25 protein-coding genes and 1 tRNA gene are annotated in these 24,291 nt (G+C 67.4%); 17 read left to right on the top strand and 9 right to left on the bottom strand.

The window, feature by feature from the left end; genetic code table 11:
* Positions 1 to 346: 346 nt before the first annotated feature.
* Positions 347 to 541: an isopentenyl transferase family protein gene (locus BLR99_RS17990; protein ID WP_228194022.1), complete on the top strand. Its 195-nt coding sequence runs from the start codon at positions 347 to 349 to the stop codon at positions 539 to 541.
* A 30-nt stretch (positions 542 to 571) separates the two neighbouring features.
* Here the strand turns inward: BLR99_RS17990 and BLR99_RS17985 are convergent, their stop codons facing one another.
* The gene (locus BLR99_RS17985) at positions 572 to 847 is read right to left on the bottom strand and encodes a hypothetical protein (RefSeq protein ID WP_017439047.1); all 276 of its coding nucleotides are present in this window, start codon (positions 845 to 847) and stop codon (positions 572 to 574) included.
* A gap of 80 nt (positions 848 to 927) precedes the next feature.
* Here BLR99_RS17985 and hemA point away from each other — a divergent pair, with 80 nt between their 5' ends.
* The 6 genes from hemA (at position 928) to paeA (ending at position 7,493) form a co-directional block, all read left to right on the top strand.
* Entirely contained in the window at positions 928 to 2,226 is a 1,299-nt protein-coding gene (gene hemA / locus BLR99_RS17980; protein ID WP_011796705.1) for a glutamyl-tRNA reductase, read from the top strand.
* 115 nt (positions 2,227 to 2,341) lie between these two features.
* Positions 2,342 to 3,424: a peptide chain release factor 1 gene (gene prfA, locus BLR99_RS17975; RefSeq protein WP_011796706.1), complete on the top strand. Its 1,083-nt coding sequence runs from the start codon at positions 2,342 to 2,344 to the stop codon at positions 3,422 to 3,424.
* A 13-nt stretch (positions 3,425 to 3,437) separates the two neighbouring features.
* Complete coding sequence (gene prmC / locus BLR99_RS17970) at positions 3,438 to 4,373, top strand: peptide chain release factor N(5)-glutamine methyltransferase (RefSeq protein WP_011796707.1); 936 nt, start codon at positions 3,438 to 3,440, stop codon at positions 4,371 to 4,373.
* 49 nt (positions 4,374 to 4,422) lie between these two features.
* Complete coding sequence (gene grxD, locus BLR99_RS17965) at positions 4,423 to 4,755, top strand: Grx4 family monothiol glutaredoxin (protein WP_017439792.1); 333 nt, start codon at positions 4,423 to 4,425, stop codon at positions 4,753 to 4,755.
* 205 nt (positions 4,756 to 4,960) lie between these two features.
* Complete coding sequence (locus tag BLR99_RS17960) at positions 4,961 to 5,971, top strand: AAA family ATPase (protein ID WP_011796709.1); 1,011 nt, start codon at positions 4,961 to 4,963, stop codon at positions 5,969 to 5,971.
* A gap of 184 nt (positions 5,972 to 6,155) precedes the next feature.
* The gene (gene paeA, locus BLR99_RS17955; protein ID WP_017440010.1) at positions 6,156 to 7,493 is read left to right on the top strand and encodes a polyamine export protein PaeA; all 1,338 of its coding nucleotides are present in this window, start codon (positions 6,156 to 6,158) and stop codon (positions 7,491 to 7,493) included.
* 19 nt (positions 7,494 to 7,512) lie between these two features.
* Here paeA and BLR99_RS17950 read toward each other — a convergent pair whose 3' ends face one another.
* Positions 7,513 to 8,193 carry a lytic transglycosylase domain-containing protein gene (locus tag BLR99_RS17950; RefSeq protein ID WP_011796711.1) on the bottom strand — a complete coding sequence of 227 codons (681 nt, stop codon included), beginning with the start codon at positions 8,191 to 8,193 and terminating at the stop codon, positions 7,513 to 7,515.
* Entirely contained in the window at positions 8,190 to 9,935 is a 1,746-nt protein-coding gene (locus tag BLR99_RS17945) for a proline--tRNA ligase (protein WP_011796712.1), read from the bottom strand. Before BLR99_RS17945 ends, BLR99_RS17950 begins: the two co-directional genes overlap by 4 nt.
* Before the next feature lie 92 nt (positions 9,936 to 10,027).
* Between BLR99_RS17945 and BLR99_RS17940 the strand changes: the two genes are divergently transcribed.
* Positions 10,028 to 10,708, top strand: coding sequence for an RNA pyrophosphohydrolase (locus tag BLR99_RS17940; protein WP_011796713.1), 681 nt, complete (start codon positions 10,028 to 10,030; stop codon positions 10,706 to 10,708).
* 59 nt (positions 10,709 to 10,767) lie between these two features.
* On the opposite strand, the gene proB is transcribed toward BLR99_RS17940, so the two are convergent.
* The 4 genes from proB to rplU form a co-directional block, all read right to left on the bottom strand.
* Positions 10,768 to 11,907, bottom strand: a complete 1,140-nt coding sequence (gene proB, locus BLR99_RS17935; protein ID WP_011796714.1) for a glutamate 5-kinase — start codon at positions 11,905 to 11,907, stop codon at positions 10,768 to 10,770.
* Between the two features lie 79 nt (positions 11,908 to 11,986).
* Positions 11,987 to 13,060, bottom strand: a complete 1,074-nt coding sequence (gene cgtA / locus BLR99_RS17930; protein ID WP_011796715.1) for an Obg family GTPase CgtA — start codon at positions 13,058 to 13,060, stop codon at positions 11,987 to 11,989.
* A gap of 96 nt (positions 13,061 to 13,156) precedes the next feature.
* A complete protein-coding gene (gene rpmA, locus BLR99_RS17925; protein ID WP_011796716.1) occupies positions 13,157 to 13,414 on the bottom strand; it encodes a 50S ribosomal protein L27 in 258 nt (85 codons plus the stop codon).
* Between the two features lie 12 nt (positions 13,415 to 13,426).
* The gene (rplU, locus tag BLR99_RS17920; protein WP_011796717.1) at positions 13,427 to 13,738 is read right to left on the bottom strand and encodes a 50S ribosomal protein L21; all 312 of its coding nucleotides are present in this window, start codon (positions 13,736 to 13,738) and stop codon (positions 13,427 to 13,429) included.
* Between the two features lie 235 nt (positions 13,739 to 13,973).
* Here rplU and BLR99_RS17915 point away from each other — a divergent pair, with 235 nt between their 5' ends.
* Both BLR99_RS17915 and BLR99_RS17910 read left to right on the top strand, forming a co-directional pair.
* On the top strand, positions 13,974 to 14,903 hold the full coding sequence (locus BLR99_RS17915; RefSeq protein WP_228193974.1) for a polyprenyl synthetase family protein: 930 nt from the start codon (positions 13,974 to 13,976) through the stop codon (positions 14,901 to 14,903).
* A 24-nt stretch (positions 14,904 to 14,927) separates the two neighbouring features.
* Positions 14,928 to 15,004, top strand: a tRNA-Pro gene (locus BLR99_RS17910).
* 157 nt (positions 15,005 to 15,161) lie between these two features.
* Here the strand turns inward: BLR99_RS17910 and BLR99_RS17905 are convergent.
* Positions 15,162 to 16,361, bottom strand: a complete 1,200-nt coding sequence (locus BLR99_RS17905) for a M20 aminoacylase family protein (RefSeq protein WP_011796719.1) — start codon at positions 16,359 to 16,361, stop codon at positions 15,162 to 15,164.
* The gene (locus BLR99_RS17900) at positions 16,358 to 17,341 is read right to left on the bottom strand and encodes a Bug family tripartite tricarboxylate transporter substrate binding protein (protein ID WP_011796720.1); all 984 of its coding nucleotides are present in this window, start codon (positions 17,339 to 17,341) and stop codon (positions 16,358 to 16,360) included. The genes BLR99_RS17905 and BLR99_RS17900 overlap by 4 nt, the downstream gene beginning before the upstream one ends.
* A 99-nt stretch (positions 17,342 to 17,440) precedes the next feature.
* On the opposite strand from BLR99_RS17900, the gene BLR99_RS17895 reads away from it, so the two are divergent.
* The 7 genes from BLR99_RS17895 to BLR99_RS17865 all read left to right on the top strand — a co-directional run bounded on the left by BLR99_RS17895 (position 17,441) and on the right by BLR99_RS17865 (position 24,278).
* Positions 17,441 to 18,373, top strand: coding sequence for a LysR substrate-binding domain-containing protein (locus tag BLR99_RS17895; protein ID WP_017438050.1), 933 nt, complete (start codon positions 17,441 to 17,443; stop codon positions 18,371 to 18,373).
* Positions 18,374 to 18,681: 308 nt separating this feature from the next.
* Entirely contained in the window at positions 18,682 to 20,418 is a 1,737-nt protein-coding gene (gene pilB / locus BLR99_RS17890; protein WP_011796722.1) for a type IV-A pilus assembly ATPase PilB, read from the top strand.
* A gap of 31 nt (positions 20,419 to 20,449) precedes the next feature.
* Positions 20,450 to 21,667, top strand: coding sequence for a type II secretion system F family protein (locus tag BLR99_RS17885; protein ID WP_017438049.1), 1,218 nt, complete (start codon positions 20,450 to 20,452; stop codon positions 21,665 to 21,667).
* Positions 21,667 to 22,554, top strand: a complete 888-nt coding sequence (locus tag BLR99_RS17880; RefSeq protein ID WP_017438048.1) for a prepilin peptidase — start codon at positions 21,667 to 21,669, stop codon at positions 22,552 to 22,554. The genes BLR99_RS17885 and BLR99_RS17880 overlap by 1 nt, the downstream gene beginning before the upstream one ends.
* The gene (coaE, locus tag BLR99_RS17875) at positions 22,551 to 23,177 is read left to right on the top strand and encodes a dephospho-CoA kinase (protein WP_011796725.1); all 627 of its coding nucleotides are present in this window, start codon (positions 22,551 to 22,553) and stop codon (positions 23,175 to 23,177) included. The genes BLR99_RS17880 and coaE overlap by 4 nt, the downstream gene beginning before the upstream one ends.
* 64 nt (positions 23,178 to 23,241) lie before the next feature.
* Entirely contained in the window at positions 23,242 to 23,997 is a 756-nt protein-coding gene (zapD, locus tag BLR99_RS17870) for a cell division protein ZapD (RefSeq protein WP_041828126.1), read from the top strand.
* A gap of 26 nt (positions 23,998 to 24,023) precedes the next feature.
* Positions 24,024 to 24,278 (top strand): DNA gyrase inhibitor YacG, encoded by a 255-nt coding sequence (locus tag BLR99_RS17865; RefSeq protein WP_011796727.1) that lies wholly within the window; start codon positions 24,024 to 24,026, stop codon positions 24,276 to 24,278.
* Positions 24,279 to 24,291: the final 13 nt, after the last annotated feature.

Here is a 24,291-nt window from a genome sequence, read left to right as displayed (position 1 = left end):
CGATCTCACGCGCCAGCTCGTCGGGCGTGGCGCTGTGCGGTGGCAGCAACCTGCCCACCGCTCTGTCTTTGAATGCTTGTCCGTATCGTGCCAACTGGCTTCTCGCTCTTCGCCCCCGGGGTGAAACACACGGCAGCGGGCCGGCGCCTGAAGGCACCTGCAAGGCTGTGCATTTGTGGACGATGCGCTGCGCGCACCGGCCCGCTTGCCGTGGACAACGCTTCGCGTTGCCCACCACGCAGACCTTCGACCACAACTACACAGCCTCCTACTACCTTCATGAACTCCGAACACCGGAGTCCTATCGAGGCGACAACTATTCTGACGCGGGGGGGGCTGCAGGCAGATCATCTCGATGGCGCGCGCCGCAGCCATCCCCATCGAACAATTGCATCTGATGAATGAGAATCAACGGGAAATTCTTGTGCAACGAATTGCCCATGAATATTGGGAGCATGCGCTATGGCAGGAACGCGATTTCCCCCGGGTTTTTCCATTCGTTGAAAATGCAGGCAAGCGCGTGGGCGCTGACAGAAGATAAACCTCTCATGCACCTCGCGGGCCGGACGGCCTATCGCCAGCCGCGCATCAGCACCCACTGCACCGTGCCGCACACGGCCACCAAAGCAGCATAGGTCAGCATCTTCCCGTCCCGCCCCGTCAGCACCAGCCCGGCGGCACACACCCCGAGGCCCACCGCGAAGTTCACAGCCACCTGCCCCAGGAACCCGACGCTGCGGGGCGCCCCCCGAAAGAAGAGCGCGGCCATGCAGGCCAGCAACAGCGCCACGCCGAAGGCGGGCGCGATGAAATTCAGCAGGTGGAGTGCGGCGGCAGTCGGGTCCATAGCGCAAAGGCATGACGCAGATCAAGACCCTTGTGCTGCGGGGAGCACACGGGCGGGATGGAAATTTTATAATCCGGGGTATGGCAGTCTGGGCCCTCGGCATCAACCACACGACCGCGCCGCTCGATCTGCGCGGCCGTTTTGCGTTCGCCATCGACCAGATCGCGCCCACGCTGCAGGGCCTGCGCCAGTCGCTGGGCGGCGCCACGCGCCATCCGCAGGTGGAAACCGCCATCCTCTCCACCTGCAACCGCACCGAGATCTACTGCGCCGGCCAGCAGCCGGCACTGGACCACACGCTCGACTGGCTCGCCCACAGCGGCGGCGTGAGCCCCTCGCTGCTGCGCTCGCACTCCTATACGCTCGAAGAAAGCCTCGTCGCGCGCCATGCGTTCCGCGTGGCCAGCGGGCTCGATTCGATGGTGCTGGGCGAGGCCCAGATCCTCGGCCAGATGAAGGATGCCGTGCGCGCGGCAGAGACGGCCGGCGCGCTCGGCACCACGCTCAACCAGCTCTTCCAGCGCAGCTTCGCCGTCGCCAAGGAAGTGCGCACCAGCACCGAGATCGGCGCCCACAGCATCAGCATGGCCGCCGCCGCCGTGCGCCTGGCCGGGCAGCTGTTCGAAGACCTGACGGAGATCCGCATCCTCTTCGTGGGCGCGGGCGAGATGATCGAGCTCGCCGCCACCCACTTCGCGGCGAAGAACCCCAAGAGCCTCGCCATCGCCAACCGCACGCTGGAGCGTGGCGAGAAGCTCGCCTCCCGCTTCGGCGGCGAGGTCATGCGGCTGGCCGACCTGCCCGACCGCCTGCACGAGTTCGACGCCGTGGTCAGCTGCACGGCCAGCAGCCTGCCCATCATCGGCCTGGGCGCTGTCGAGCGCGCGCTGAAGAAACGCCGCCACCGCCCCATGTTCATGGTCGATCTGGCCGTGCCGCGCGACATCGAGCCCGAGGTGAAGGCGCTGGAAGACATCTACCTCTACACCGTGGACGACCTCGCCAGCGTCGTGCAGACCGCGCAGGCCAGCCGGCAGGCGGCTGTCGCGCAGGCCGAGGCCATCATCGATGCGGGCGTGCAGAGCTTCATGCACTGGATGGACCAGCGCAGCCCCGTGGGCGGCGTGGTGCCGCTCATCCAGCAGATCCACGCCCAGGCCGACGAATGGCGCGCGCTGGAGATCGCACGCGCCAAGAAGCTCATCGCCAGGGGCGAGGACATGGATGCCGTGCTGGAAGCGCTCTCGCGCGGCCTCACGCAGAAGATGCTGCACGGCACCCTGGCCGAGCTGCGCGCGGGCGATGCCGACACGCGCGCCCAGACGGCCCAGACCGTCTCCCGCCTGTTCCTGCGCTCGCAGTCCAGGAGCGGCCTGTAGCGGCGCCCGCCGCCCTGCCGCCAGGCCTCTTCTGCCCTCTCCGGCCTCCCGCATCCGCGCACGGATGCCCAGGCTGCGAACCACCGCCGCAGCCACCCTTCTCCCTCTCCCGACAATGAAACCCTTCCTCAGAAGCCAGCTGGAGCGCTATGCCCAGCGCCTCGAAGAGCTCGACTTCCTGCTCTCGCGCGAGGACATCATGTCCGACATGGCCCAGTACCGCACCATCTCGCGCGAGCACGCCGAGGTGACGCAGGTCGCGGGCCGCTATACACGCTACCGCCAGCGCGAGGCCGACCTCGCCGGCGCGCGCGAGATGCTGGACGACCCGGACATGGCCGACATGGCCCGGGAAGAGATCGCCGCCGCCGAGGCCGAACTGGTGCAGCTGGAGGATGAACTGCAGCGCCTGCTGCTGCCCCGCGACCCCGACGAGGCGCGCAATGCCTTCCTGGAAATCCGCGCCGGCACCGGTGGCGACGAATCCGCGCTGTTCGCGGGCGACCTGGCCCGCATGTACACGCGCTACGCGGCCACGGCCGGCTGGAAGGTGGAGATCCTGAGCGCCAGCGACAACGAGATCGGCGGCTACAAGGAAGTGGTGCTGCGCGTGGAAGGCGACGGCGTCTATGGCGCGCTGCGCTTCGAATCCGGCGGCCACCGCGTGCAGCGCGTGCCCGCCACCGAGACCCAGGGCCGCATCCATACCAGCGCCTGCACCGTGGCCGTGATGCCCGAGCCCGATGAGCAGCAGGCGATCACGCTGAACCCGGCCGACCTGCGCATCGACACCTTCCGGGCCAGCGGCGCGGGCGGCCAGCACATCAACAAGACCGACTCCGCCGTGCGCGTGGTCCACCTGCCCACCGGCATCGTGGCCGAGTGCCAGGACGGCCGCAGCCAGCACAGCAACAAGGCCAAGGCGCTGCAGGTGCTGCAGGCGCGCATCCAGGAAAAGGAACGCAGCGAGCGTGCCGCCAAGGAGGCCGCGCTGCGCAAGGGCCTCGTGGGTTCGGGCGACCGCTCCGACCGCATCCGCACCTACAACTTCCCGCAGGGCCGGCTCACCGACCACCGCATCAACCTCACGCTCTACAAGCTGCTCGCCATCATGGAAGGCGACCTGGGCGAAGTGCTGGAAGCCCTGCGCCACGCGCGCGAGGCCGAACTGCTGGCCGAGCTGGAATCGGCGGCCTGAAGTCCACCGCGCCATGAACGACGCCTCCGCTCCCCCGCCGGCTCCCACCACGGTCGCCCAGGCCCTCGCGCACGCACAGGCAATCGGCCTCGCGCGCATCGATGCGCAACTGCTGCTGCTGCACACGCTGGGCCGGCCGGATGCAGGCCGTGCCTGGCTGCTCGCCCATGACGAGGACCGGCTCTCCGCCGAGGAGCAGCAGGGTTTCGATGCCCTGTGCGCGCGCCGGCAGGCCGGCGAGCCCGTGGCCTACCTCACGGGTCGCAAGGAGTTCTACGGCCTGCCGCTGCAGGTGGATGCGCGCGTGCTGGATCCGCGCCCCGACACCGAAACGCTGGTGGACTGGGCGCTGGAGGTCCTGCGGCCCCTGCCCTTGCCGCGCGTGGCGGACCTGGGCACGGGCAGCGGCGCCATCGCCCTGGCCCTGCGGCACGGTCTGCCCGGCGCGCAGGTGGTGCTGGCCGTGGATGCCAGCGCGGACGCGCTCGCGGTCGCGCGGGCCAACGCGCGGCGGCTGCACCTTTCCGTGGACTTCGTCCGCACGAACTGGCTGGACGGCATCTCCGGCCCCTTCGACGCCATCGTGTCCAACCCCCCCTACATCGAAGAAGACGACCCGCACCTGGCGGCGCTGGTGCACGAGCCGCGGCAGGCCCTGGCGAGCGGGCCGGACGGGCTGGACGACATCCGCACCATCGTGGTGCAGTCCTCCAGTCGCCTTGCCCCGGGCGGATGGCTGCTGCTGGAGCATGGCTGGAACCAGGCACAGGCCGTGCAGGCGCTGCTGCGCAACGCGGGCTATGCCGAGGTGCAGAGCCGCGCCGACCTCGCCGGCCATGCGCGCTGCACCGGCGGACGCATGCCTGGCGCGCCTGCCGCGGCCGCACCCCTGGAAACCCCGGCGCATGCCTCCACATGGTGCATGCCTCCCTCTTCGGGGCCGCAGTGAAATAATCCCCCCATGGCCGCCCGACCGCGGCCCCTTACAGGAGCAACCCATGAGCGACAACACCCAGCAACGCATCGACGCCCTCGTCAAGTCCAACGACATCCTGCTGTTCATGAAGGGCAGCGCCAGCTTCCCGATGTGCGGCTTCTCGGGCCGCGCCATCCAGATCCTCAAGGCCTGCGGCGTGGACCCCAAGGCCGTGGCCACGGTGAACGTGCTGGAAGACCAGGAGATCCGCCAGGGCATCAAGGAATACAGCAACTGGCCCACCATCCCGCAGCTGTACGTGAAGGGCGAATTCATCGGCGGCTCCGACATCATGATGGAGATGTACGAATCCGGAGAACTGCAGCAGGTGCTCGGCGGCCAGACACAGGCCTGAGCGACGCACGGCAGGCTGTCTTCGGCTGCCTCGCCTCCAGCCGCCTCCGGGCGGCTTTTTCATGCCCGCGGACGGGCGCGGCCCCGTGGGCGTGGCTGTCGGACAACTGCTACCGGTTGACGGGGTTTTTCCATCTTTGGAGCCCGGCATGTTGTGTGCTTGAATGGTTGCGTGCCCTTTCACTCCAACGAACCAGGAGCGCGCCATGACGACGACACACAGCCTTGTCCCGCAATCGCCTTCGATGGGCCTGCCGGTGGCCCAATTGCGCAACGTGTTCCGGCCCGGCGACGTGGAGCGCAAGCTCGCCCGGCTCCAGGACGCCGGCAGCCAGCGTGAGTACGAAACGCTGCGCGCCGTGTACGAGCGCATGCTCGAACGCGGGCCCGAACGTTTCCAGGTCAAGCCCTCGGGCGTGCCCGACATGGCCGGGCTCTACGGGCAGCTTCCCAATTTCACCGATGTGCTCGACGACGTGAAGCGCCACGTCGCCCTCGCGCAGGACAGCCGCGATGGCCTGGAGGTCACGCCCATGCTGCTGCTGGGCCCTCCCGGCATCGGCAAGACCCACTTCGCGCGCCAGCTGGCCGAATTGCTGGGCACCGGCATGAACCTCGTGCCCATGAGCTCGATGACGGCCGGATGGCTGCTTTCGGGCTCATCCTCGCAATGGAAGGGCGCGCGCCCCGGCAAGGTCTTCGAGGCCCTGGTGGACGGCGAATACGCCAACCCCGTCATCGTGGTGGACGAGATCGACAAGGCCGCCCCCGATGCGCAGTACGACCCCCTGGGCGCCCTCTACGGCCTGCTGGAACACGACACGGCCCAGAGCTTCACCGACGAGTTCGCGGAAATCGCCATCGACGCCAGCCAGGTGATCTGGATCACCACCGCCAACGACGAGCGCGGCATCCCCGACCCCATCCTCAACCGCATGAACGTGTTCGAGGTCCAGGCGCCCTCGCCCGAGCAGGCCCGCGCCATCGCGCGCAACCTCTACCAGGGCATCCGCGAAGGCCATGACTGGGGCCGGCTGATCGACCCCGAACCCCCGGCCGACGTGCTGGACATCCTGGCGCAGATGCCGCCGCGCGAGATGCGCCGGGCGCTGATGACGGGCTTCGGCAACGCGCGGCTGCAGCACCGCTCCACCGTCGAGGTGTCGGACCTGCCGCGCGGCGCATCCGGCAAGCCGCGCATGGGTTTCGTCCAGTAGCCGGCCGCTCCTGCGCGGCGCACGGGCGGGGCGGAAGGGGCGCCGCGCGCCGCGTGCCCCGCTGATCCGCCGCGCAAGCCGGCTGGACTGTTCCGCACGGCCGCGCCCGCACGGCCCGCGTACACTCGGGACGCTGGCGCACGGCCCTCCACACGACAACTCCATGGCGGCGCCCGCCCGTCCCATGACCCTGTCGCAAAGCTTCTTCCTCATCGGCCTCCTCATCGTGGCCAGCGCCTTCTTCTCCGTCGCGGAGATCTCCCTGGCTGCCTCCCGCCGCCTGCGCCTGCGCCAGCTCGCCGACGAGGGCGAAGCGCGCGCCGAGAGCGTCATGCGCATGCAGGAGCAGCCAGGCGACTATTTCACCGTGGTGCAGGTGGGCCAGAACGCCGTGGCCATCCTCGGCGGCATCGTCGGCGAAGGCGCGCTCAGCCCCCAATTCACCGCCCTGCTCCAGTTCTGGCTCAGCGACGCGCGTGCCGAAACCTTCGGCTTCCTGGCATCGTTTCTGACCATCACCTCGCTCTTCATCCTGTTCGCCGACCTGTTCCCCAAGCGCCTGGGCATGGTCAACTCCGAGCGCCTCGCCGTGGTCGTCGCGCGGCCCATGGCGATTCTCATGGCGGTGCTGCGGCCCGTCGTCTGGCTTTACAGCCGCGCCGCCGACCTGCTGTTCCGTGTGCTCGGCCTGTCGTCACTGCGCGACGACCGCATCACGTCCGACGACATCCTGGCCATGATGGAGGCCGGTACCCGGGCCGGCGTGCTGGCGGCGCGCGAGCAGCAGGTGATCGAGAACGTGTTCGAACTCGACTCCCGCCCGGTGAGCAGCGCCATGTCGCCGCGCGACCGGATCGCCTTCTTCCTGCGCGACGATCCGGACCAGCTCATCCGCGCCCGCATCGCCGCGGAGCCCTTCTCCACCTACCCCGTGTGCGAGGGAGATATCGACCACGTCGTCGGCTACGTCGATGCCAAGGACCTTTTCCAGCGCGTGCTGAACAACCAGCCCATCTCCCTGAAGGACGAAGGCCTCGTGCGCAAGGTACTCATCGTGCCCGACCGCCTTTCGCTGGCCGAGGTGCTGGACCAGTTCCGCCAGGTGCACGAGGATTTCGCCGTCATCGTCAACGAGTACAGCCTCGTCGTGGGCGTCGTCACCCTGAACGACGTGATGAGCACGGTGATGGGCGACCTGATCGGCCCCGACGACGAGGAGCAGATCGTCCGGCGCGACGAGAACTCCTGGCTGATCGACGGCGTCACGCCCGTGGGCGACGTGCTGCGGGCCCTGCACCTCGACGAACTGCCCCATGCCGGCGAATACGAAACCCTGGCGGGCTTCCTCATGGTCATGCTGCGCCGCGTGCCCCGCCGCACGGACAGCGTGAACTGGGGCGGCTACAAGTTCGAGGTGCTCGACGTGGACAGCTACCGCATCGACCAGATCATGGTGTCGCGCCTGCAGGAAGGCGGCGCCCATCCCGCCGGGCCCGGGCCGGCACCGGCCCCGGGCGGCTGAACGCGGCGCATCGGCCTGCTCAGGCGGACCGGACGCGGTCCTCGAACAGCCAGTTGCGCTGCGCCGCGAACACCGCGTCCGGGTACGGCGAACGCCCGCGGCTGCCGTTGTAGCGCCCGAGCGTCATGAACAGGTCGCCGCGCTCGCGGTCCAGGTAGTGGCGCAGGATCACGCAGCCGAAGCGCAGGTTGGTCTGCATGTGGAACAGCTTGCTCGCATCGCCGTCGCCGATGACGCGCGTCCAGAACGGCATCACCTGCATGTAGCCGCGCGCGCCCACGCTGGAGACGGCGTACTTGCGGAACGCACTCTCCACCTGCACCAGACCGAGCACGAGCGAAACGTCGAGGCCCGCGCGCTTGGATTCGTACCACACGGTCTGCAGGAAGTCGCGGCGCACTTCCCAGTCCGGCTTGCGGCGCCGCAGGCGGTCGCTCATGGTGCCGAGCCAGCGCAGGTAGTGCAGGCGGGCTTCCGTGGTCGAGAAGTTCGGCTCGGGCGGCGCCTGGTTGGCGATCGCGGACGTGAGCGCGGTGCGCACCGAATCCGCCAGCGGCTCTTCCAGCTGCCCGCCCGCATGGGCGGTCGCAGGCACGCCGAGCCACCCGGCCAATCCTGAAGACGCGCCGGCCAGCACGCACGCACGCCGGGACAGGCCCCTGCCGGGCGTCCCGCCCCTCACCCCACCACCCCAGTTCATACCTTGATTCGATCCTTGATGAAGGCAAAGATATCGGCCGACGCCACCTTGGTCGCCGCCGCATCCCGGCGGTGCTGGTACTCGACCTGGCCCTCCTTGAGGCCGCGGTCGGACAGCACCACGCGGTGCGGCACGCCGATGAGTTCCCAGTCGGCGAACATCGCGCCCGGGCGCTCGCCGCGGTCGTCCAGGATCACGTCCACGCCGGCCGTGAGCAGGTCGGCATGCAGCTTCTCGGCCGCAGCGCGCACCTCGTCGCTGCGGTCCATGCCGATCGGGCACACCACGACCGTGAAGGGCGCGATCGCATCGGGCCAGATGATGCCACGCTCGTCGTGGTTCTGCTCGATGGCCGCCGCGGGCAGCCGCGTGATGCCGATGCCGTAGCAGCCCATCTCGAAAAAGGCCGGCTTGCCATCCTCGCCGAGGAAGGTCGCGTTCATGGCGCGGCTGTACTTGGTGCCCAGGTAGAACACGTGGCCCACTTCGATGCCGCGCTCGATCGCCAGCGTTCCCTTGCCGTCCGGCGACGGATCGCCGGCCACGACGTTGCGCAGGTCTGCCACCACGTCCGGCTCGGGCAGGTCGCGGCCCCAGTTCACGCCGGTCATGTGGAAATCCACCTCGTTGGCGCCGCAGATCCAGTCGGCCATCACCGCCACCTCGCGGTCCACCACGAGCCTGACGGGCTGGCGCAGGTTCAGCGGGCCCAGGTAGCCCGGCCTGCAGCCGAAATGGTCTTCGATCTCGCCCACGGTGGCGAAGCGGAAGCCCGCATCCAGGCCTGGCACCTTGCCGACCTTGATCTCGTTCATGTCATGGTCGCCGCGCAGCAGCAGCAGCCAGACCTGGCTGCGGACGATCTCGCCGGACTCGTTCGTTTCATCGGTCGCGAGCACCAGCGATTTCACGGTCGCCTGCAGCGGCACGCCGAGCAGTTGCGCGACGTCGGCGCAGGTGCTCTTGCCGGGCGTGGCGGTCCTGGCGAGCGCCTGCGAAGCCGCGGGGCGCGGGCCCTGCGGCGGCAGCGCCTCGGCCTTTTCCATGTTCGCCGCGTAGTCGCTCTGCGGGCAATAGACGATCGCATCCTCGCCCGTGGCGGCGATCACCTGGAATTCCTCGCTCAGGTCGCCACCGATCGCGCCGCTGTCGGCGGCCACCGCGCGGTAGGTCAGGCCAAAGCGGTCGAAGATGCGCCGGTAGGCCTGCGCCATTACCTGGTAGCTGGCCTTGGCGGCGGCCTGGTCGCGGTCGAAGGAATAGGCGTCCTTCATGATGAATTCGCGGCCGCGCATCAGCCCGAAGCGCGGACGGCGCTCGTCGCGGAACTTGGTCTGGATCTGGTAGAGGTTCTTGGGAAGCTGCTTGTAGCTGCGCAGTTCCTGGCGCGCGATGTCAGTGACCACTTCCTCGCTGGTCGGCTGCACGACGAAATCGCGGCCGTGGCGGTCCCGGATGCGCAGCAGCTCGGGGCCCATCTTGTCGAAACGGCCCGTTTCCTGCCAGTACTCCGCCGGCTGCACCACCGGCATCGTGACCTCGACGGCACCGGCGCGGTTCATTTCCTCGCGCACGATGGCTTCCACCTTCCGGATCACGCGCAGGCCCATGGGCATGTAGTTGTAGATGCCGGCGCCCAGCTTCTTGATGAGTCCGGCGCGCGTCATGAGCTTGTGGCTCACCACCTCGGCGTCGGCCGGGGCTTCCTTGAGGGTGGAAACGAAAAATTGGGAAGCTTTCATTGCACGAGGGAATTCACCATCCGGGCCGGTACGCTTGCCGCGCACCCATGCCCGTGCATAATGGATACAGTTTTAAAAATTGGGGTTAGATTATGCTCGACCGGGACGGTTTTCGGCCCAACGTCGGCATCATCCTGCTCAACCAGAGGAACCAGGTGTTCTGGGGCAAGCGGATCCGCACCCACAGCTGGCAGTTCCCGCAGGGTGGCATCGATCGGGGGGAGACCCCCGAGCAGGCCATGTTCCGCGAACTGCACGAGGAGGTGGGGCTGCAGCCGTGCCACGTCCGCGTGGTGGCCCGCACAAGGGACTGGTTGCGCTACGAGGTGCCAGACCGGTACATCCGCCGTGATGCACGCGGCCATTACAAGGGCCAGAAGCAGATCTGGTTCCTGCTCCAGCTGGTCGGCCACGACTGGGATCTGAACCTCCGGGCGACCAACCACCCCGAGTTCGATGCCTGGCGCTGGAACGACTACTGGGTTCCGCTGGACGTCGTCGTGGAGTTCAAGCGCGGCGTCTATGAAATGGCCCTGACCGAACTGGCGCGCTTCCTGCCGCGCAACGACCAGCGCAACCGGTACCTGCGCAGCGGCATGCGCCAGCGCGAAGGCGCCCCGGAGGTCTCGCTCGGCACCACGACGCAGCTGCGGACCACGTCCCTGCTGGTCCACCCGGGCATGGAGCTGCCGCCAGGCGCCAGCTTCGATCCCGATCCCCGGACGGGGGACGGCGACCCGGGCATGCCCGGCATCCACAAACCGGCCGGCTGAAACGACCACGCAAAAAAAAGGCGCTCCCTGGAGCGCCCTTTTTTTGCGATGCTGCCGGCTCAGCCGCCGGACAGCACGAGGTTGTCACGGTGCACCATTTCCGGTTCGGCGCTGTAGCCCAGCAGCCGCTCGAATTCCGAAGACGGCCGGCGGCACAGCAGCCGCGCCTCGGCGCTGGCGTAGTTCGCGAGCCCGCGGGCGATTTCCGCTCCCGCCGCGTCGCGCACGGCGATCACGTCGCCCCGGGAGAACTCGCCCTCCACCGCAACCATGCCGATCGGCAGGAGGCTCTTTCCTTCCTGCCGCAGCTTGGCCGCCGCGCCGACATCCACCGTCACGGCGCCGCGCAGCTGGAGGTGGTCCGCCATCCACTGCTTGCGGGCCTGCTTCTTGGCGGTCTGCGCCACCAGCAGGGTGCCGATGGCCTCGCCCTGCGTGAGCCGCAGCAGCACGTCCGGCTCGCGCCCCCAGGCGATCACCGTGGAAGCCCCCGAGCCGGCCGCACGCCTGGCCGCGATGATCTTGGTGATCATGCCCCCGCGTCCGATGCTGGTGCCCACGCCGCCCGCCATCGCCTCCAGGGAAGGATCGCCGGCCGCCGCCTCGTGCACGAACTGCGCATGAGGATCGCGCCGCGGGTCCGCCGTGTAGAGGCCCTTCTGGTCCGTCAGGATGACCAGCGCATCGGCTTCCACGAGGTTCGCAACCAGCGCGCCAAGGGTGTCGTTGTCGCCGAACTTGATCTCGTCGGTGACCACCGTGTCGTTCTCGTTGATGACGGGCACCACGCCGAGCCGCAGCAGCGTGAGGAGCGTGGAGCGCGCGTTCAGGTAGCGCTCGCGGTCCGCGAGGTCCGCATGGGTCAGCAGCACCTGGGCACTGCCCAGGCCCTGTTCGCGCAGCTTGGTCTCGTACATCTGCGCGAGCCCCATCTGGCCCACGGCAGCTGCCGCCTGCAATTCGTGGATCTCGCTCGGGCGCGCGGACCAGCCCAGGCGCTTCATGCCCTCGGCGATCGCGCCGCTGGACACCATGATGACCTCGCGCCGCGGCCCGCCGGATCCGTTCACCAGCGCGGCCATCTGCCGGCTCCATTCGGTGATGGCCGTCTCGTCCAGCCCCCGGCCCTCGTTCGTCACCAGGCTGGAGCCCACCTTGATCACGATGCGGCGCGCATCTCGCAATATGCTCGAAACCATGTATCCCCGTCTTCTTTCATAGCGCCGGCCGCCGCAGCGGCCCCACGCCGCCACCCACCGGGGATGGCGGCCCTGCCCGTCAATCCGAAGCCGCGTCGTCCGCGAAGCGCGGATCGACCACTTCCTGCACCTGCTCGGCCTGCTGCTGGGCGCGCACGTGCTGATAGATCGCCTGGATCAAGGGCTCGCAGCCCTCGCGGGTGAGCGCCGAAATCTCGAACACCGGACCCTTCCAGCGGAAGCGCTTCACGAAATCCTTGACGCGCGCAGCCCGCTCGTCGCCCGGCACCATGTCGAGCTTGTTGAGCACCAGCCACCGCGGCTTCTCGTAGAGCTCGGCGTCGTACTTGCGCAGTTCGCCGACGATCGCGGTGGCCTGCGCGACCGGGTCCACGCTCTCGTCGAACGGCGCCAGATCCACCACGTGCAGCAGCAACCGGGTGCGCTGCAGGTGGCGCAGGAACTGGTGTCCCAGCCCGGCGCCTTCCGAGGCGCCTTCGATCAGCCCCGGAATGTCCGCGACCACGAAGCTCTGCTCAGGGCCAACCCGCACCACGCCCAGGTTGGGGTGCAGCGTGGTGAAGGGATAGTCGGCGATCTTGGGCCGCGCGTTGGAAACGGCGGCGATGAAGGTGGACTTGCCGGCGTTGGGCATGCCCAACAGTCCCACGTCGGCCAGCACCTTGAGCTCGAGCTTGAGGTTGCGGCGCTCGCCCGGCCAGCCGGGCGTCTTCTGGCGCGGGGCCCGGTTGATCGCGCTCTTGAAGCGCATGTTGCCGAAACCGCCGTCGCCGCCCTTGGCGATGGTGATGGTCTCGCCGGGCTTGAGCAGCTCGAACAGCACCTCGCCGGTGTCCGCGTCGGAGATGATGGTGCCCACCGGCATCTTGAGGGTGATGTCGTCCCCCGCCGCGCCGAACATGTCGGAACCCATGCCGTGTTCGCCGCGCTTGGCCTCGTGCCGGCGGGAATAGCGGTAATCCACGAGCGTGTTCAGGCTCGGGTCGGCCACGGCGAACACGTGCCCGCCGCGCCCGCCATCCCCTCCGTTGGGTCCACCGAATTCCTTGTACTTCTCGTGCCGGAACGATACACAGCCGTTGCCGCCATCCCCTGCGGCCACGTCAATAAAGGCTTCGTCGACGAACTTCATGAAGAGAGTTTACAAAAACGGGGATTGCGCCCCGGCGCTAAAAACGACGAAGCCCCGACAGGTCGGGGCTTCACTGCTTGGTCAGGACGGAACCGCTCAGGCGGGCGTCACGCTGACCGTGTGCTTGGACATCGCACCCTTGGTGCCGAACGACACGTGGCCGTCCACCAGGGCGAACAGCGTGTGGTCCTTGCCCACGCCGACGTTCGTGCCGGGGTGGAACTTGGTGCCGCGCTGGCGCACGATGATGGAGCCGGCGCTGATCAGCTCACCGCCGAATGCCTTCACGCCGAGCATCTTGGGCTTGGAATCGCGCCCGTTTCGCGTAGAGCCGCCGCCTTTTTTCTGTGCCATGGTGTCTGCTCCTTAAGCGGCGATCGCGCCGATTTGCAGTTCGGTGAACTGCTGGCGATGGCCTTGGCGTTTCTGGTAGTGCTTGCGACGGCGCATCTTGAAGATGCGGACCTTGTCGTGCTTGCCGTGGGCCACGACCGTGGCCGTGACCGTTGCACCGGACACCAGGGGCGTACCGACCTTGAGTTCAGCGCCGTTGCCGACAGCCAGAACCTGGTCGATCACGATTTCCTGGCCTACGTCCGCAGCAATCTGTTCTACTTTGATTTTTTCGCCGGAAGCAACGCGATACTGCTTGCCGCCGGTTTTTATGACCGCGTACATGTAAACCTCTTGAGAAGTGATGATTCCGCAAAAACGTTTTTACGGAACCACGCACTATAGCACGAGACACCCGTTGCTGTATAGAGGGGCGACAGGCAGCCGCACCGCAGGCGCCGGCCGCTTGCTCCGGGTGCTGCATGGCCGTTCCTATAATGAGCCCTTCACCTCGCAGACCGCCCTCGCCTTGCCCGCCCAGCCCCATACCTCGGCCATCCTTGCACTGATTGCAGACGACATGCATGAGGTGGACAAGGTCATCGGCCTCCGACTGCAGTCTTCCGTCCCCCTCATCGGCGAGATTGCCCGCTACATCATCTCCGCCGGCGGAAAGCGGCTGCGCCCGGCGCTGCTGCTCCTGATGTCCGGTGCGCTGGGCTACCAGGAGGCCCAGCGGTTCAACCTGGCGGCGGTGATCGAATTCATCCACACCGCCACGCTGCTGCACGACGACGTGGTGGACGAATCCACGATGCGGCGCGGACGCCCCACCGCGAACGAGAATTTCGGCAACCCCGCGAGCGTGCTGGTCGGCGACTTCCTGCACTCGCGGGCCTTCCAGATGATGGTGGACGCGGACGACATGCGCGTCATGCAGATCCTGTCGGAAGCGACCAACATCATCGCGGAGGGCGAAGTCCAGCAGCTCATGAACACCCATGACGCGACGCTCGACGAACAGGGCTACCTGGAAGTCATCCGCTCCAAGACCGCCAAGCTGTTCGAGGCCAGCGCCCGCCTCGCGGCCGTGCTGGCCCGCGCCCCCGCAGCCATCGAAGAGGCCTGCGCCGAATACGGCAAGGCACTGGGCACGGCCTTCCAGGTGATCGACGACGTGCTGGACTACGACGGCAACAGCGCCGAAATGGGCAAGAACCTCGGCGACGACCTGCGCGAGGGCAAGGTCACCCTGCCCCTGATCATCGCGATGCAGCGCGGCGACGCGGCCCAGCGGCAGCTGATCGAGACGGCCATCCAGCAGGGATCGCTCGACGAGCTGCCCGCCATCCTGGCGATCGTGAAGGCCACCGGCGCCCTGGAGGCCACGCGCGCGGCCGCCGCCGCCCAGGCGCAGGAAGCCATTCGCGCACTATCCGCACTTCCTTCCAATAAGTACACCGAAGGTTTGCTACAATTGGCGTCTCAGCTATTAGACAGGCGCGTTTGAACAGGCGCAGCAGGTCTTCCAACACGGGGTGTAGCTTAGCCTGGTAGAGCGCTACGTTCGGGACGTAGAGGCCGGAGGTTCGAATCCTCTCACCCCGACCAGATTTTCCTTGCAGATCAAGGATATGCACAAGCCGCGGCAACGCGGCTTTGTCGTTTCCGGATGGCGCTGTTCCGTCGGAACGACTGAAACCGAGGCGACCAGCCCGGCCTGCTCGCTGCAGGCATCTCTCCCGTCAGCCGGCCCCGGACGCCCGCGTCACCGAAGGAAGCGCTCCGCGAGCTGGCACCAGAAGGCTGCCCCATAGGGCAGGTTGAGGTCATTGAAGTCGTACCGGGGATTGTGGAGGCCACGCCCACCGTCCGCAGGCCCGTTGCCGATGCGCACCAGCGCTCCTGGGCAGCGCTGCAGCATGTAGGCGAAGTCTTCACTTCCCATGAGCGGAGGAAATCCGGCGTCCACGGCGCCAGGCCCGACCAGGTCGACGGCCACCTGCCGGGCGAGATCCACCGCGGCAGCATCGTTCACGACGACCGGGTAACCCTCCACGTAATCGATATCGGCGCTGCAACCGTGCGCCTGCGCGACCCCAGCCACGAGAGCGGTGATGCGCTCCTTGAGCAGCGCGCGCACCTCGGGAGAAAAGGATCTCACGCTGATGCCGATTTCCGCGTCGGCGGGGATGACGTTCAGCGCGTCACCTGCACGAAGGCGCCCCACGGTGACCACGGCCGGCTCCGAAGGATCGACGTTGCGGGCCACGACCGTCTGCAGGCTCATGACGATGGCGGACGCTGCGACCAGGGGATCGATGGCGAGATGGGGCCTGGCGGCGTGCCCGCCGATGCCCGACACCTTGACGAACACCCGGTCGCCCGCGGCCATGAACGGACCGCTGCGCATGAGGAAGCGCCCCTGGGGCAGGCCCGGATGGTTGTGCAACGCGAAGACCGCATCGCAGGGAAACAGCTCGAACAGGCCGTCCGCGACCATCGCCTTGCCGCCACTGTCGAAGCCACGCTCCTCGGCCGGCTGGAAGATCAGGTGCAGCGTGCCGGAAAAATTGCGGTGCCGGGCCAGATATTTCGCCGCGCCGAGCAACATGGCCATGTGACCGTCGTGGCCGCACGCATGCATCAAACCGGGGGCGCAGCTGGCGTACGGGACGCCGGTGGCTTCCTGGATCGGCAACGCGTCCATGTCCGCCCGGATGCCCAGGGTCTTCGAGCCTTCGCCATGGCGCAGGCGGCCCACCACGCCGGTGCCGCCGATCCCGCGGGTGACGTCGTATCCCCATTCGGCCAGCTTGCCGGCAATGAAGTCGGACGTCGCATGCTCTCCAAAGGCCAGTTCGGGGTTCTGGTGCAGGTGCCGGCGCACCGCCACCAGTTCCTGCTCATAGGGCAGCAGCTGGTCAATGCGCGTGTACGAGCCGGGGCGATCCACGGAATCGATCATTCCAGCACGATGTTGTTTGCCTTGGCGATGCGCTGGTAAAACCTGATGCGCTCGACGATCTCCGCCCGGTAGGCCTGTGGCTTCACGTCCTCGGGCACCATCATGCCCTTGTCCTCCCACACCGCTCGTGTGGCGGGATCCTGCAGCACCTTTCGCGTTGCCTGGTACAGCTTCTGGATGATGGCGTCCGGCGTTCCGGCTGGCGCGGCCAGGCCTGTCCACGAGGTCAGGTTCAGATCCGGCAGGTTCAGTTCCGCGAACGTCGGCACCCCGGGAAGCTGGGGCACGCGCTGCGGAGAGGCCACGGCCAGGGCTCGCAGCTTGCCGTTCCTGACGTTCGCCAGGTTGGAAGAGAGGTTGTTCCACGTCAGCTGCACCTGGCCGGCGATCAGATCGGTGACGGCGACCCCCGCCCCGCGGTACGGGATATGGGTCATCGGCATCTTGGCCTGGTTCTTCAAGAGCTCCATGCTCAGGTGCGACACCGAACCCGTTCCCGCGCTGGCGTAATTCAGCTTGCCCGGGTTGGCTTGCGCGTACGCGACCAGTTCGGCAAACGAGCGCACCGGCAAGTCGGAATTCACCAGCAGCACATTCGCAAGCCGGTCGATCAGCGTGATGGGTGCGAAGTCCTTCACCGCGTCGTACGGCAGGTTGGCGTTGACGGCGGGGTTGACCACGTGCGTGCTCTGGGAGGTCACGATCAGCGTGTATCCATCCGGCTTGGCTTTCGCGACGTAAACGGAACCCATCGCGCCGCCTGCGCCGCCCTTGTTGTCAACCACCACGGCCACGCCGAGTTCGCGGCTCAGCCGGTCCGCCATCAGGCGGCCGGAGTTGTCCACCGAGCCCCCGGGCGTGAACGGCACCACGAGCGTAATGGGTTTGCCGGGATATGCAGGCTGGGTAGTCGCGAAGGACAGCGGCGCCAGCCCCGCTGCCAGGGCCGATCCCACGAAATCTCGTCTCCTGATGTGCATGCTCGTTCCTCGGTGAAGAAGCCGCGAGATTACGGAGGCAGGACGCATGGGACAAACGACAAATTCATCACGGGTGTTGACATGATGTAATCGCCCGCCATGAAGATCCGTTCTCCGTCCCTGGTTGAGCTGCACGCTTTCCTGGCGGTGTGCCGGCACACCAGCTTTCGTCGGGCCGCGGATGAGCTTTGCGTGACTCCGGCGGCGGTAAGCCGCGCAGTCCTGCGGCTGGAAGAGCACCTGGCCGGAGTCCGGCTCTTCGAGCGCTCCGCCACGGGCGTCAAGCTGACTGCCGGGGGCTTGCAACTGCGCAATCTCACGGAGCGGCATGTACTCGCACTGGAGTCCGCCGCGGAAACGATCGGGCGCCTGGCCCAACCGCGGCGGGTCCGGCTGAGCATCATTCCCACCTTGAGCATCCAGTGGCTCATGCCCCGGCTGCCTCTCTTCAAGGAGGTCCACCAGGACATAGACATCGAGTTGCGCCAGTTCAAGCACGACGAGGATTTCACGCGCGACGATGTTGACCTGTGGGTCGAGGTAAAGCGCCCTCGCCGTCGGTGGCCCGACCACATCCGCACCCATTACCTGCTGGGCCGGGAGTTCATACCCGTCTGCGCGCCCCATCTGGGCAAGAAGTACCGCGAGCCGGCGGACCTCCAGGTGGCGACGCTGCTGCACCACACCAACTTCCCGGATAACTGGGAACGGTGGTTCGCGAAGGCGGGGGCGCCGTGCCAGCCTCGGCTGGGGCCGGGGTTCGATCTCACGATGCATCTGATCATCGCAGCGAAGGCAGGGATGGGGATCGCGGTGGTGCCCGGGTGCCTGGTCGAGCGGGAGTTGTCGACAGGCGAACTCGTGATGCCGTTCGACATCCCCGTGTCATGCGGCCGGGGCTACTTCATCTGCTGGAAACGCAACAGTCCGCCCTTCTCAGCCCAGGAGACATTCGCGGCCTGGCTGGCAGAACAGGCCGGCACGCCCGTGGGCCCTGACCGCCACGAAACCCGGCCAGCCGGGGAGCCCTGACCTCAGGCGCATTCGCCGCCGGGGCAATCGGGCCTCACCCTGAACGCGGCATGGCGGACCCTGGCAGGCCGGGCAGGCGAACTCCGGACGGGCCACTGACGCGAAAGCACGACACTCCCACGGGTGCAGTGGCAACGGCCGAAAAAAAGCGCGAAACGGACATTGCCGCCACTTTCTCCAGGAAGCCGGGCGCAATGGTCGCGAAACATGCCGCAAGCGGCGTCAATTGCCGGGCATGCCATGCACCAAGCGTTGCAACTGCAATGATAGGATGGGTTACTTTCCAACCTTTCGACTCTTCTGGTTACATGGCTGACGCCGATTCCGCCCTCAAGGACGCTTCCAGTATCGCTTTGCCCGGCCTGGGGCGGGCGCTGATTTCGGCCGGGCAGCTCACCCAGAAGGTGGCGGAGGACATCTACAGGAAGTCCCAGGCCAACCGCAGCAGTTTCATCGCCGAGCTGACCGGCTCAGGCTCGGTGTCCCCGATCAATCTGGCGCATACCGTGTCGTCGGTGTTCGGTGCCCCCCTGCTCGACATCGAGGCCATCGATCCGCTGCGCCTGCCGCGCGACGTGCTGGATCCGAAGATCTGCCAGGCGTACCGCGTCATCGTGCTGAGCAAGCGCAACAACCGGCTCATCGTCGCGACGGCGGACCCGACCGACCAGGAGGCGGCGGAGAAGATCAAGTTCACCACCCAGATGGGCGTGGACTGGATCATCGCCGAGTACGACAAGCTGGTGCGGCTGGTGGATGCGACCACCAAGTCCACGACCGAGACCATGGAAAGCATGGTCTCCGGGGGCGATTTCGAGTTCGACGACCTGCCGGCGCAGGAAAGTACCGAAGCCCAGGACACGGCCGCGACGGAGGTCGAAGACGCCCCCATCGTCAAGTTCCTGCACAAGATGCTGCTGGACGCGTTCAACATGCGCGCGTCCGATCTGCACTTCGAGCCGTACGAGCACCAGTACCGGGTGCGCTTCCGGATCGACGGCGAGCTGCGCGAGATCGCGTCGCCGCCCATCGCGATCAAGGAGAAGCTGGCCTCGCGCATCAAGGTGATCTCCCGCCTGGACATCTCGGAAAAGCGCGTTCCCCAGGACGGGCGCATGAAGCTCAAGGTGGGGCCGGACCGGGTGATCGACTTCCGCGTGAGCACGCTGCCCACGCTGTTCGGCGAGAAGATCGTGATCCGTATCCTCGACCCCAGCAGCGCCAAGCTGGGCATCGACGCGCTCGGCTACGAGCCCGAGGAGAAGGAACGCCTGCTCCATGCCATCGGCCGGCCCTACGGCATGATCCTGGTGACGGGACCGACGGGCTCGGGCAAGACGGTGTCGCTCTACACCTGCCTGAACCTGCTGAACAAGCCGGGGGTGAACATCGCGACGGCGGAAGACCCGTCCGAAATCAACCTGCCCGGCGTCAACCAGGTCAACGTGAACGAGAAAGCCGGCCTGACCTTCGCCACGGCGCTGAAGTCGTTCCTGCGCCAGGATCCCGACATCATCATGGTGGGGGAAATCCGCGACCTGGAAACCGCGGACATCTCGATCAAGGCGGCCCAGACGGGCCACCTCGTGCTCTCCACGCTGCATACCAACGACGCGCCCACCACGCTGACGCGGATGCGGAACATGGGCATCGCGCCCTTCAACATCGCGTCGAGCGTGATCCTGATCACGGCGCAGCGCCTGGCCCGCCGGCTGTGCCCCGCCTGCAAGGCGCCTGCGGACATCCCCCACGAGACGCTGCTCGAGGCGGGCTACAGGGAAGAGGACATCGACGGCTCCTGGGTGACCTACCGCCCTGTGGGCTGCTCTGCATGCAACAACGGCTACAAGGGCCGCGTCGGCATCTACCAGGTGATGCCGGTCTCGGAAGAGATCCAGCGCATCATCCTGCGCGACGGCAGCGCGCTGGAGATCGCGGAGCAGGCGAAGGCCGAAGGCGTGCGGTCGCTGCGCGAATCCGGACTCCACAAGGCACGGATGGGCCTGACCTCGCTCGAAGAGGTGCTCGCCGTGACCAACGAATAACAACGCTGCAATCCATCTTCAAGGGGCCCGCATGGCAACCGCTGCATCGAGGGACATCAAGGATTTCGTTTTCGAGTGGGAAGGCAAGGACCGCCACGGCAAGGTCGTGCGCGGCGAGGTCCGGGCCCTGGGCGAGAACCAGGTCCAGGCGACGCTGCGGCGGCAGGGGGTGCTGCCCACCAAGATCAAGAAGCGCCGGATGCGCAGCGGCAAGAAGATCAAGCCCAAGGACATCGCGCTCTTCACGCGGCAGATGGCCACGATGATGAAGGCCGGGGTCCCCCTGCTGCAGGCCTTCGACATCGTGGGCCGGGGCAACACCAACGCCTCGGTCACCAAGCTGCTCAACGACATCCGCGCCGACGTGGAAACCGGTACTTCGCTGAACGCGGCATTCCGCAAGTACCCGATGTACTTCGACAGCCTGTACTGCAACCTGGTGGAAGCCGGGGAGGCGGCGGGTATCCTGGAAGCACTGCTCGACCGGCTCGCGCTCTACATGGAGAAGACCGAGGCCATCAAGTCGAAGATCCGCTCGGCGCTGATGTATCCGACGGCCGTGATCATCGTGGCCTTCGTCGTGGTCACCGTCATCATGATCTTCGTGATCCCCGCGTTCAAGGAGGTGTTCACCTCGTTCGGTGCCGACCTGCCGGCGCCCACCCTGTTCGTGATGGGCGTCAGCGAGATCTTCGTCCAATGGTGGTGGCTGATCTTCGGCGTGCTGGGCGGCGGCGCATACTTCTTCATGCAGGCATGGCGGCGCAACGAGAAGATGCAGATGTTCATGGACCGGCTGCTGCTGCGCGTGCCGGTCTTCGGCGCCCTGATCGACAAGTCCTGCGTGGCGCGCTGGACCCGCACCCTCTCCACGATGTTCGCGGCGGGCGTTCCGCTGGTCGAGGCGCTGGACTCGGTGGGAGGGGCCTCGGGCAACTCGGTCTATGCGATGGCGACCGAAAGGATCCAGCAGGAAGTCTCCACCGGCACCAGCCTGACGGCCGCGATGGGCAACGCGAACGTGTTCCCGTCCATGGTGATCCAGATGTGCGCCATCGGCGAGGAGTCGGGCTCGATCGACCACATGCTGGGCAAGGCGGCCGACTTCTACGAGGAGGAGGTCGATGAAATGGTCGCGGGGCTGTCGAGCCTCATGGAGCCGATCATCATCGTGTTCCTGGGCACCATCATCGGCGGCATCGTGGTGTCGATGTACCTGCCCATCTTCAAGCTGGGACAGGTGGTCTGATGGGGTTCGAGCCCTGGCTGCAGGCCGCGGTGTTCGGCCTCGTCGGCCTGCTGATCGGCAGTTTTCTCAACGTCGTCATCCACCGCCTTCCGCGCATGATGGAGGCCGACTGGGCCGCCGAGTGCGAGGACTACCTGCGCTCGCAACCGGGTTCCACCACGACCACGACCCCCGTGGCGAAGCCGGAGGCGGAGCCCTTCAACCTGGTGACGCCGCGCTCGCGGTGCCCGGCCTGCGGCCACGCGGTGCGGTGGCACGAGAACATTCCGGTGCTGAGCTACCTCTGGCTGGGCGGCAAATGCTCGGCCTGCAAGACCCGCATCAGCCCGCGCTATCCGGCCGTCGAGCTCGCGACCGGGCTGCTGTTCTGGTTCTGCGCCCGGCACTGGGGCGCGACGCCGACGGCGGCGGCCTGGTGCGCCTTCTCCGCCGCGCTGGTCACGCTGGCCTGCATCGACTGGGACACCACCCTGCTGCCGGACGACATCACGCTGCCGCTGCTGTGGGGCGGGCTGCTCGGCTCGGCCTTCCAGTGGACTTCCGTGCCGCTCTTCGCCTCGGTGGCGGGCGCGGCTGCCGGCTACCTGTCGCTCTGGGCGGTGTATTGGGCGTTCAAGCTGGCCACGGGCAAGGAGGGCATGGGCTATGGCGATTTCAAGCTGTTCGCGGCCCTCGGCGCCTGGTTCGGCTGGCAGGCCCTGGTGCCCATCATCCTGATGGCGTCGGTCATCGGGGCGCTGGTCGGCATCGGCATGAAGTTCACCCGGGGCCTGCGCGAGGGCAACTACATCCCCTTCGGCCCGTTCCTCGCCGGCGCCGGGCTCGCCGCCATGCTGTTCGGGCCCGACCGCATATTGAACGGCATCCTGGGAGCGCTGGGCCTGTGACGGATGCGGCGCCCCGCCCTGCCCCGCTGCGGCTGGGCCTGACGGGCGGCATCGGCAGCGGCAAGACGACCGTCGGCCAGTGGCTGCAGGAGTTCGGGGCCGCGCTGGTGGATGCGGACCGGATCGCCCGCTCGGCGACGGCGGCCGGCGGCCTCGCCATTCCCGCGATCCGCAGTGCCTTCGGCGACGGCATGATCGATGCCGATGGCGCCATGGACCGGGCCCGCATGCGGGAGCTGGCCTTCCGGGATGCCGGGGCGCGGCAGAGGCTGGAGGCGATCGTCCATCCGCTGGTGGCCCAGGCCATCCATGCGGAGGCGGAGCGGGCCGCGGCCGATGGCGCCAGGGTGGTGGTGTTCGACATTCCCCTGCTGGCGGAGTCGGATAGATGGCCTCCCCAGCTCGACCGCATCCTGGTGGTGGACTGCTCCGAGGCGACCCAGGTGGCGCGCGTGCAGGCCCGCAGCGGGCTGGCCCCGGACACCGTGCAGGCCATCATCGCCTCGCAGGCGCCGCGGGCCGCACGCCGCGCCGTCGCGGACATGGTGCTCCACAACGACCGAATACCTTTGGATACCCTGCGGACGGAGGTCCGGCGAATCGCCGATGGCTTCGGGCTATGATGCGGGCGATATGGGATGCGCGATGCTGGCGGCGCCAGCCGTGCGCCCCCAGGAACCCTGCAGCGTGATTCTTTACGAATACCCCTTCAACGAACGCCTCAGAACCTACCTGCGGCTGGAACAGCTCTTCCGGCGCCTGGGCGAGCTGATTCCCAGGCCGCACCCGCTGGACCACCATTTCGCGCTCGTGACCCTGTTCGAGATCATGGACGTGGCGGCCCGCGCCGACCTGAAGTCCGACGTACTCAAGGACCTGGAAAAGCAGCGCCACCAGCTCGACGGCTACCGGGGCAATCCCTCGATCTCGGAGGCGGTGCTCGACGGCGTCATCGCCCAGATCGACCACTGCTTCTCGACACTGAACGCGCAGACCGGCAAGGCAGGCCAGCCCCTGACCGAGAACGAATGGCTGATGAGCATCCGCAGCCGCGTGGGCATTCCCGGGGGCACCTGCGGCTTCGATCTGCCCGCCTATTACGCCTGGCAGCACCATGCGCCCGAAAAGCGGCAGCACGACCTCGAGGGCTGGGCGAACCATCTCGCGCCGCTGGCCGAATCGCTGTACGTGCTGCTGAAGCTGCTGCGCGATTCGGGCATGCCCCAGAAGGTGGCGGCCGACCACGGACAGTTCCAGCAGGCCCTGCCCCAGGGGCGCACCTTCCAGCTGCTGCGGCTGCGGATCGATCCCGCCTGGAACATGGTGCCGGAGATCAGCGGCAACCGGCTCATCGTTTCCGTGAGGCTCATGCGGCAGGACGCCGACGGCAAGCTGCAGCCCGTGCAGGAAGACGCGGCCTTCGAACTCACGCTCTGCGCGTGACGACAGCCCGCACGAGAGTTTCACCCATGACTTCGCGCAACGACGACTCCCGCAAGGCGGCAGCGCCGGCCCCGGCCTCCCGCCAGCTCTGGGTGGACTGCCCTACCTGCGGCGGCCGGAGCCTCTATGCGCACGAGAACCGGTTCCGCCCGTTCTGCAGCGAGCGCTGCCGGCAGATCGACCTCGGTGCCTGGGCCGCGGAGGATTTCCGCATGGCGGCCGATGCACCGCCCGACGAGGACGCCTTCGGCGACCACCTGCAGCGTCCACCGGAACACTGAAGGCCCGCCGGCA

The sequence above is a fragment of the Paracidovorax citrulli genome (assembly GCF_900100305.1).
GTDB classification, from domain to species: domain Bacteria; phylum Pseudomonadota; class Gammaproteobacteria; order Burkholderiales; family Burkholderiaceae_C; genus Paracidovorax; species Paracidovorax citrulli.
The sequence above is the reverse complement of the archived record's forward strand: the minus strand, read 5'-3'. Positions and strand labels throughout refer to the sequence as shown.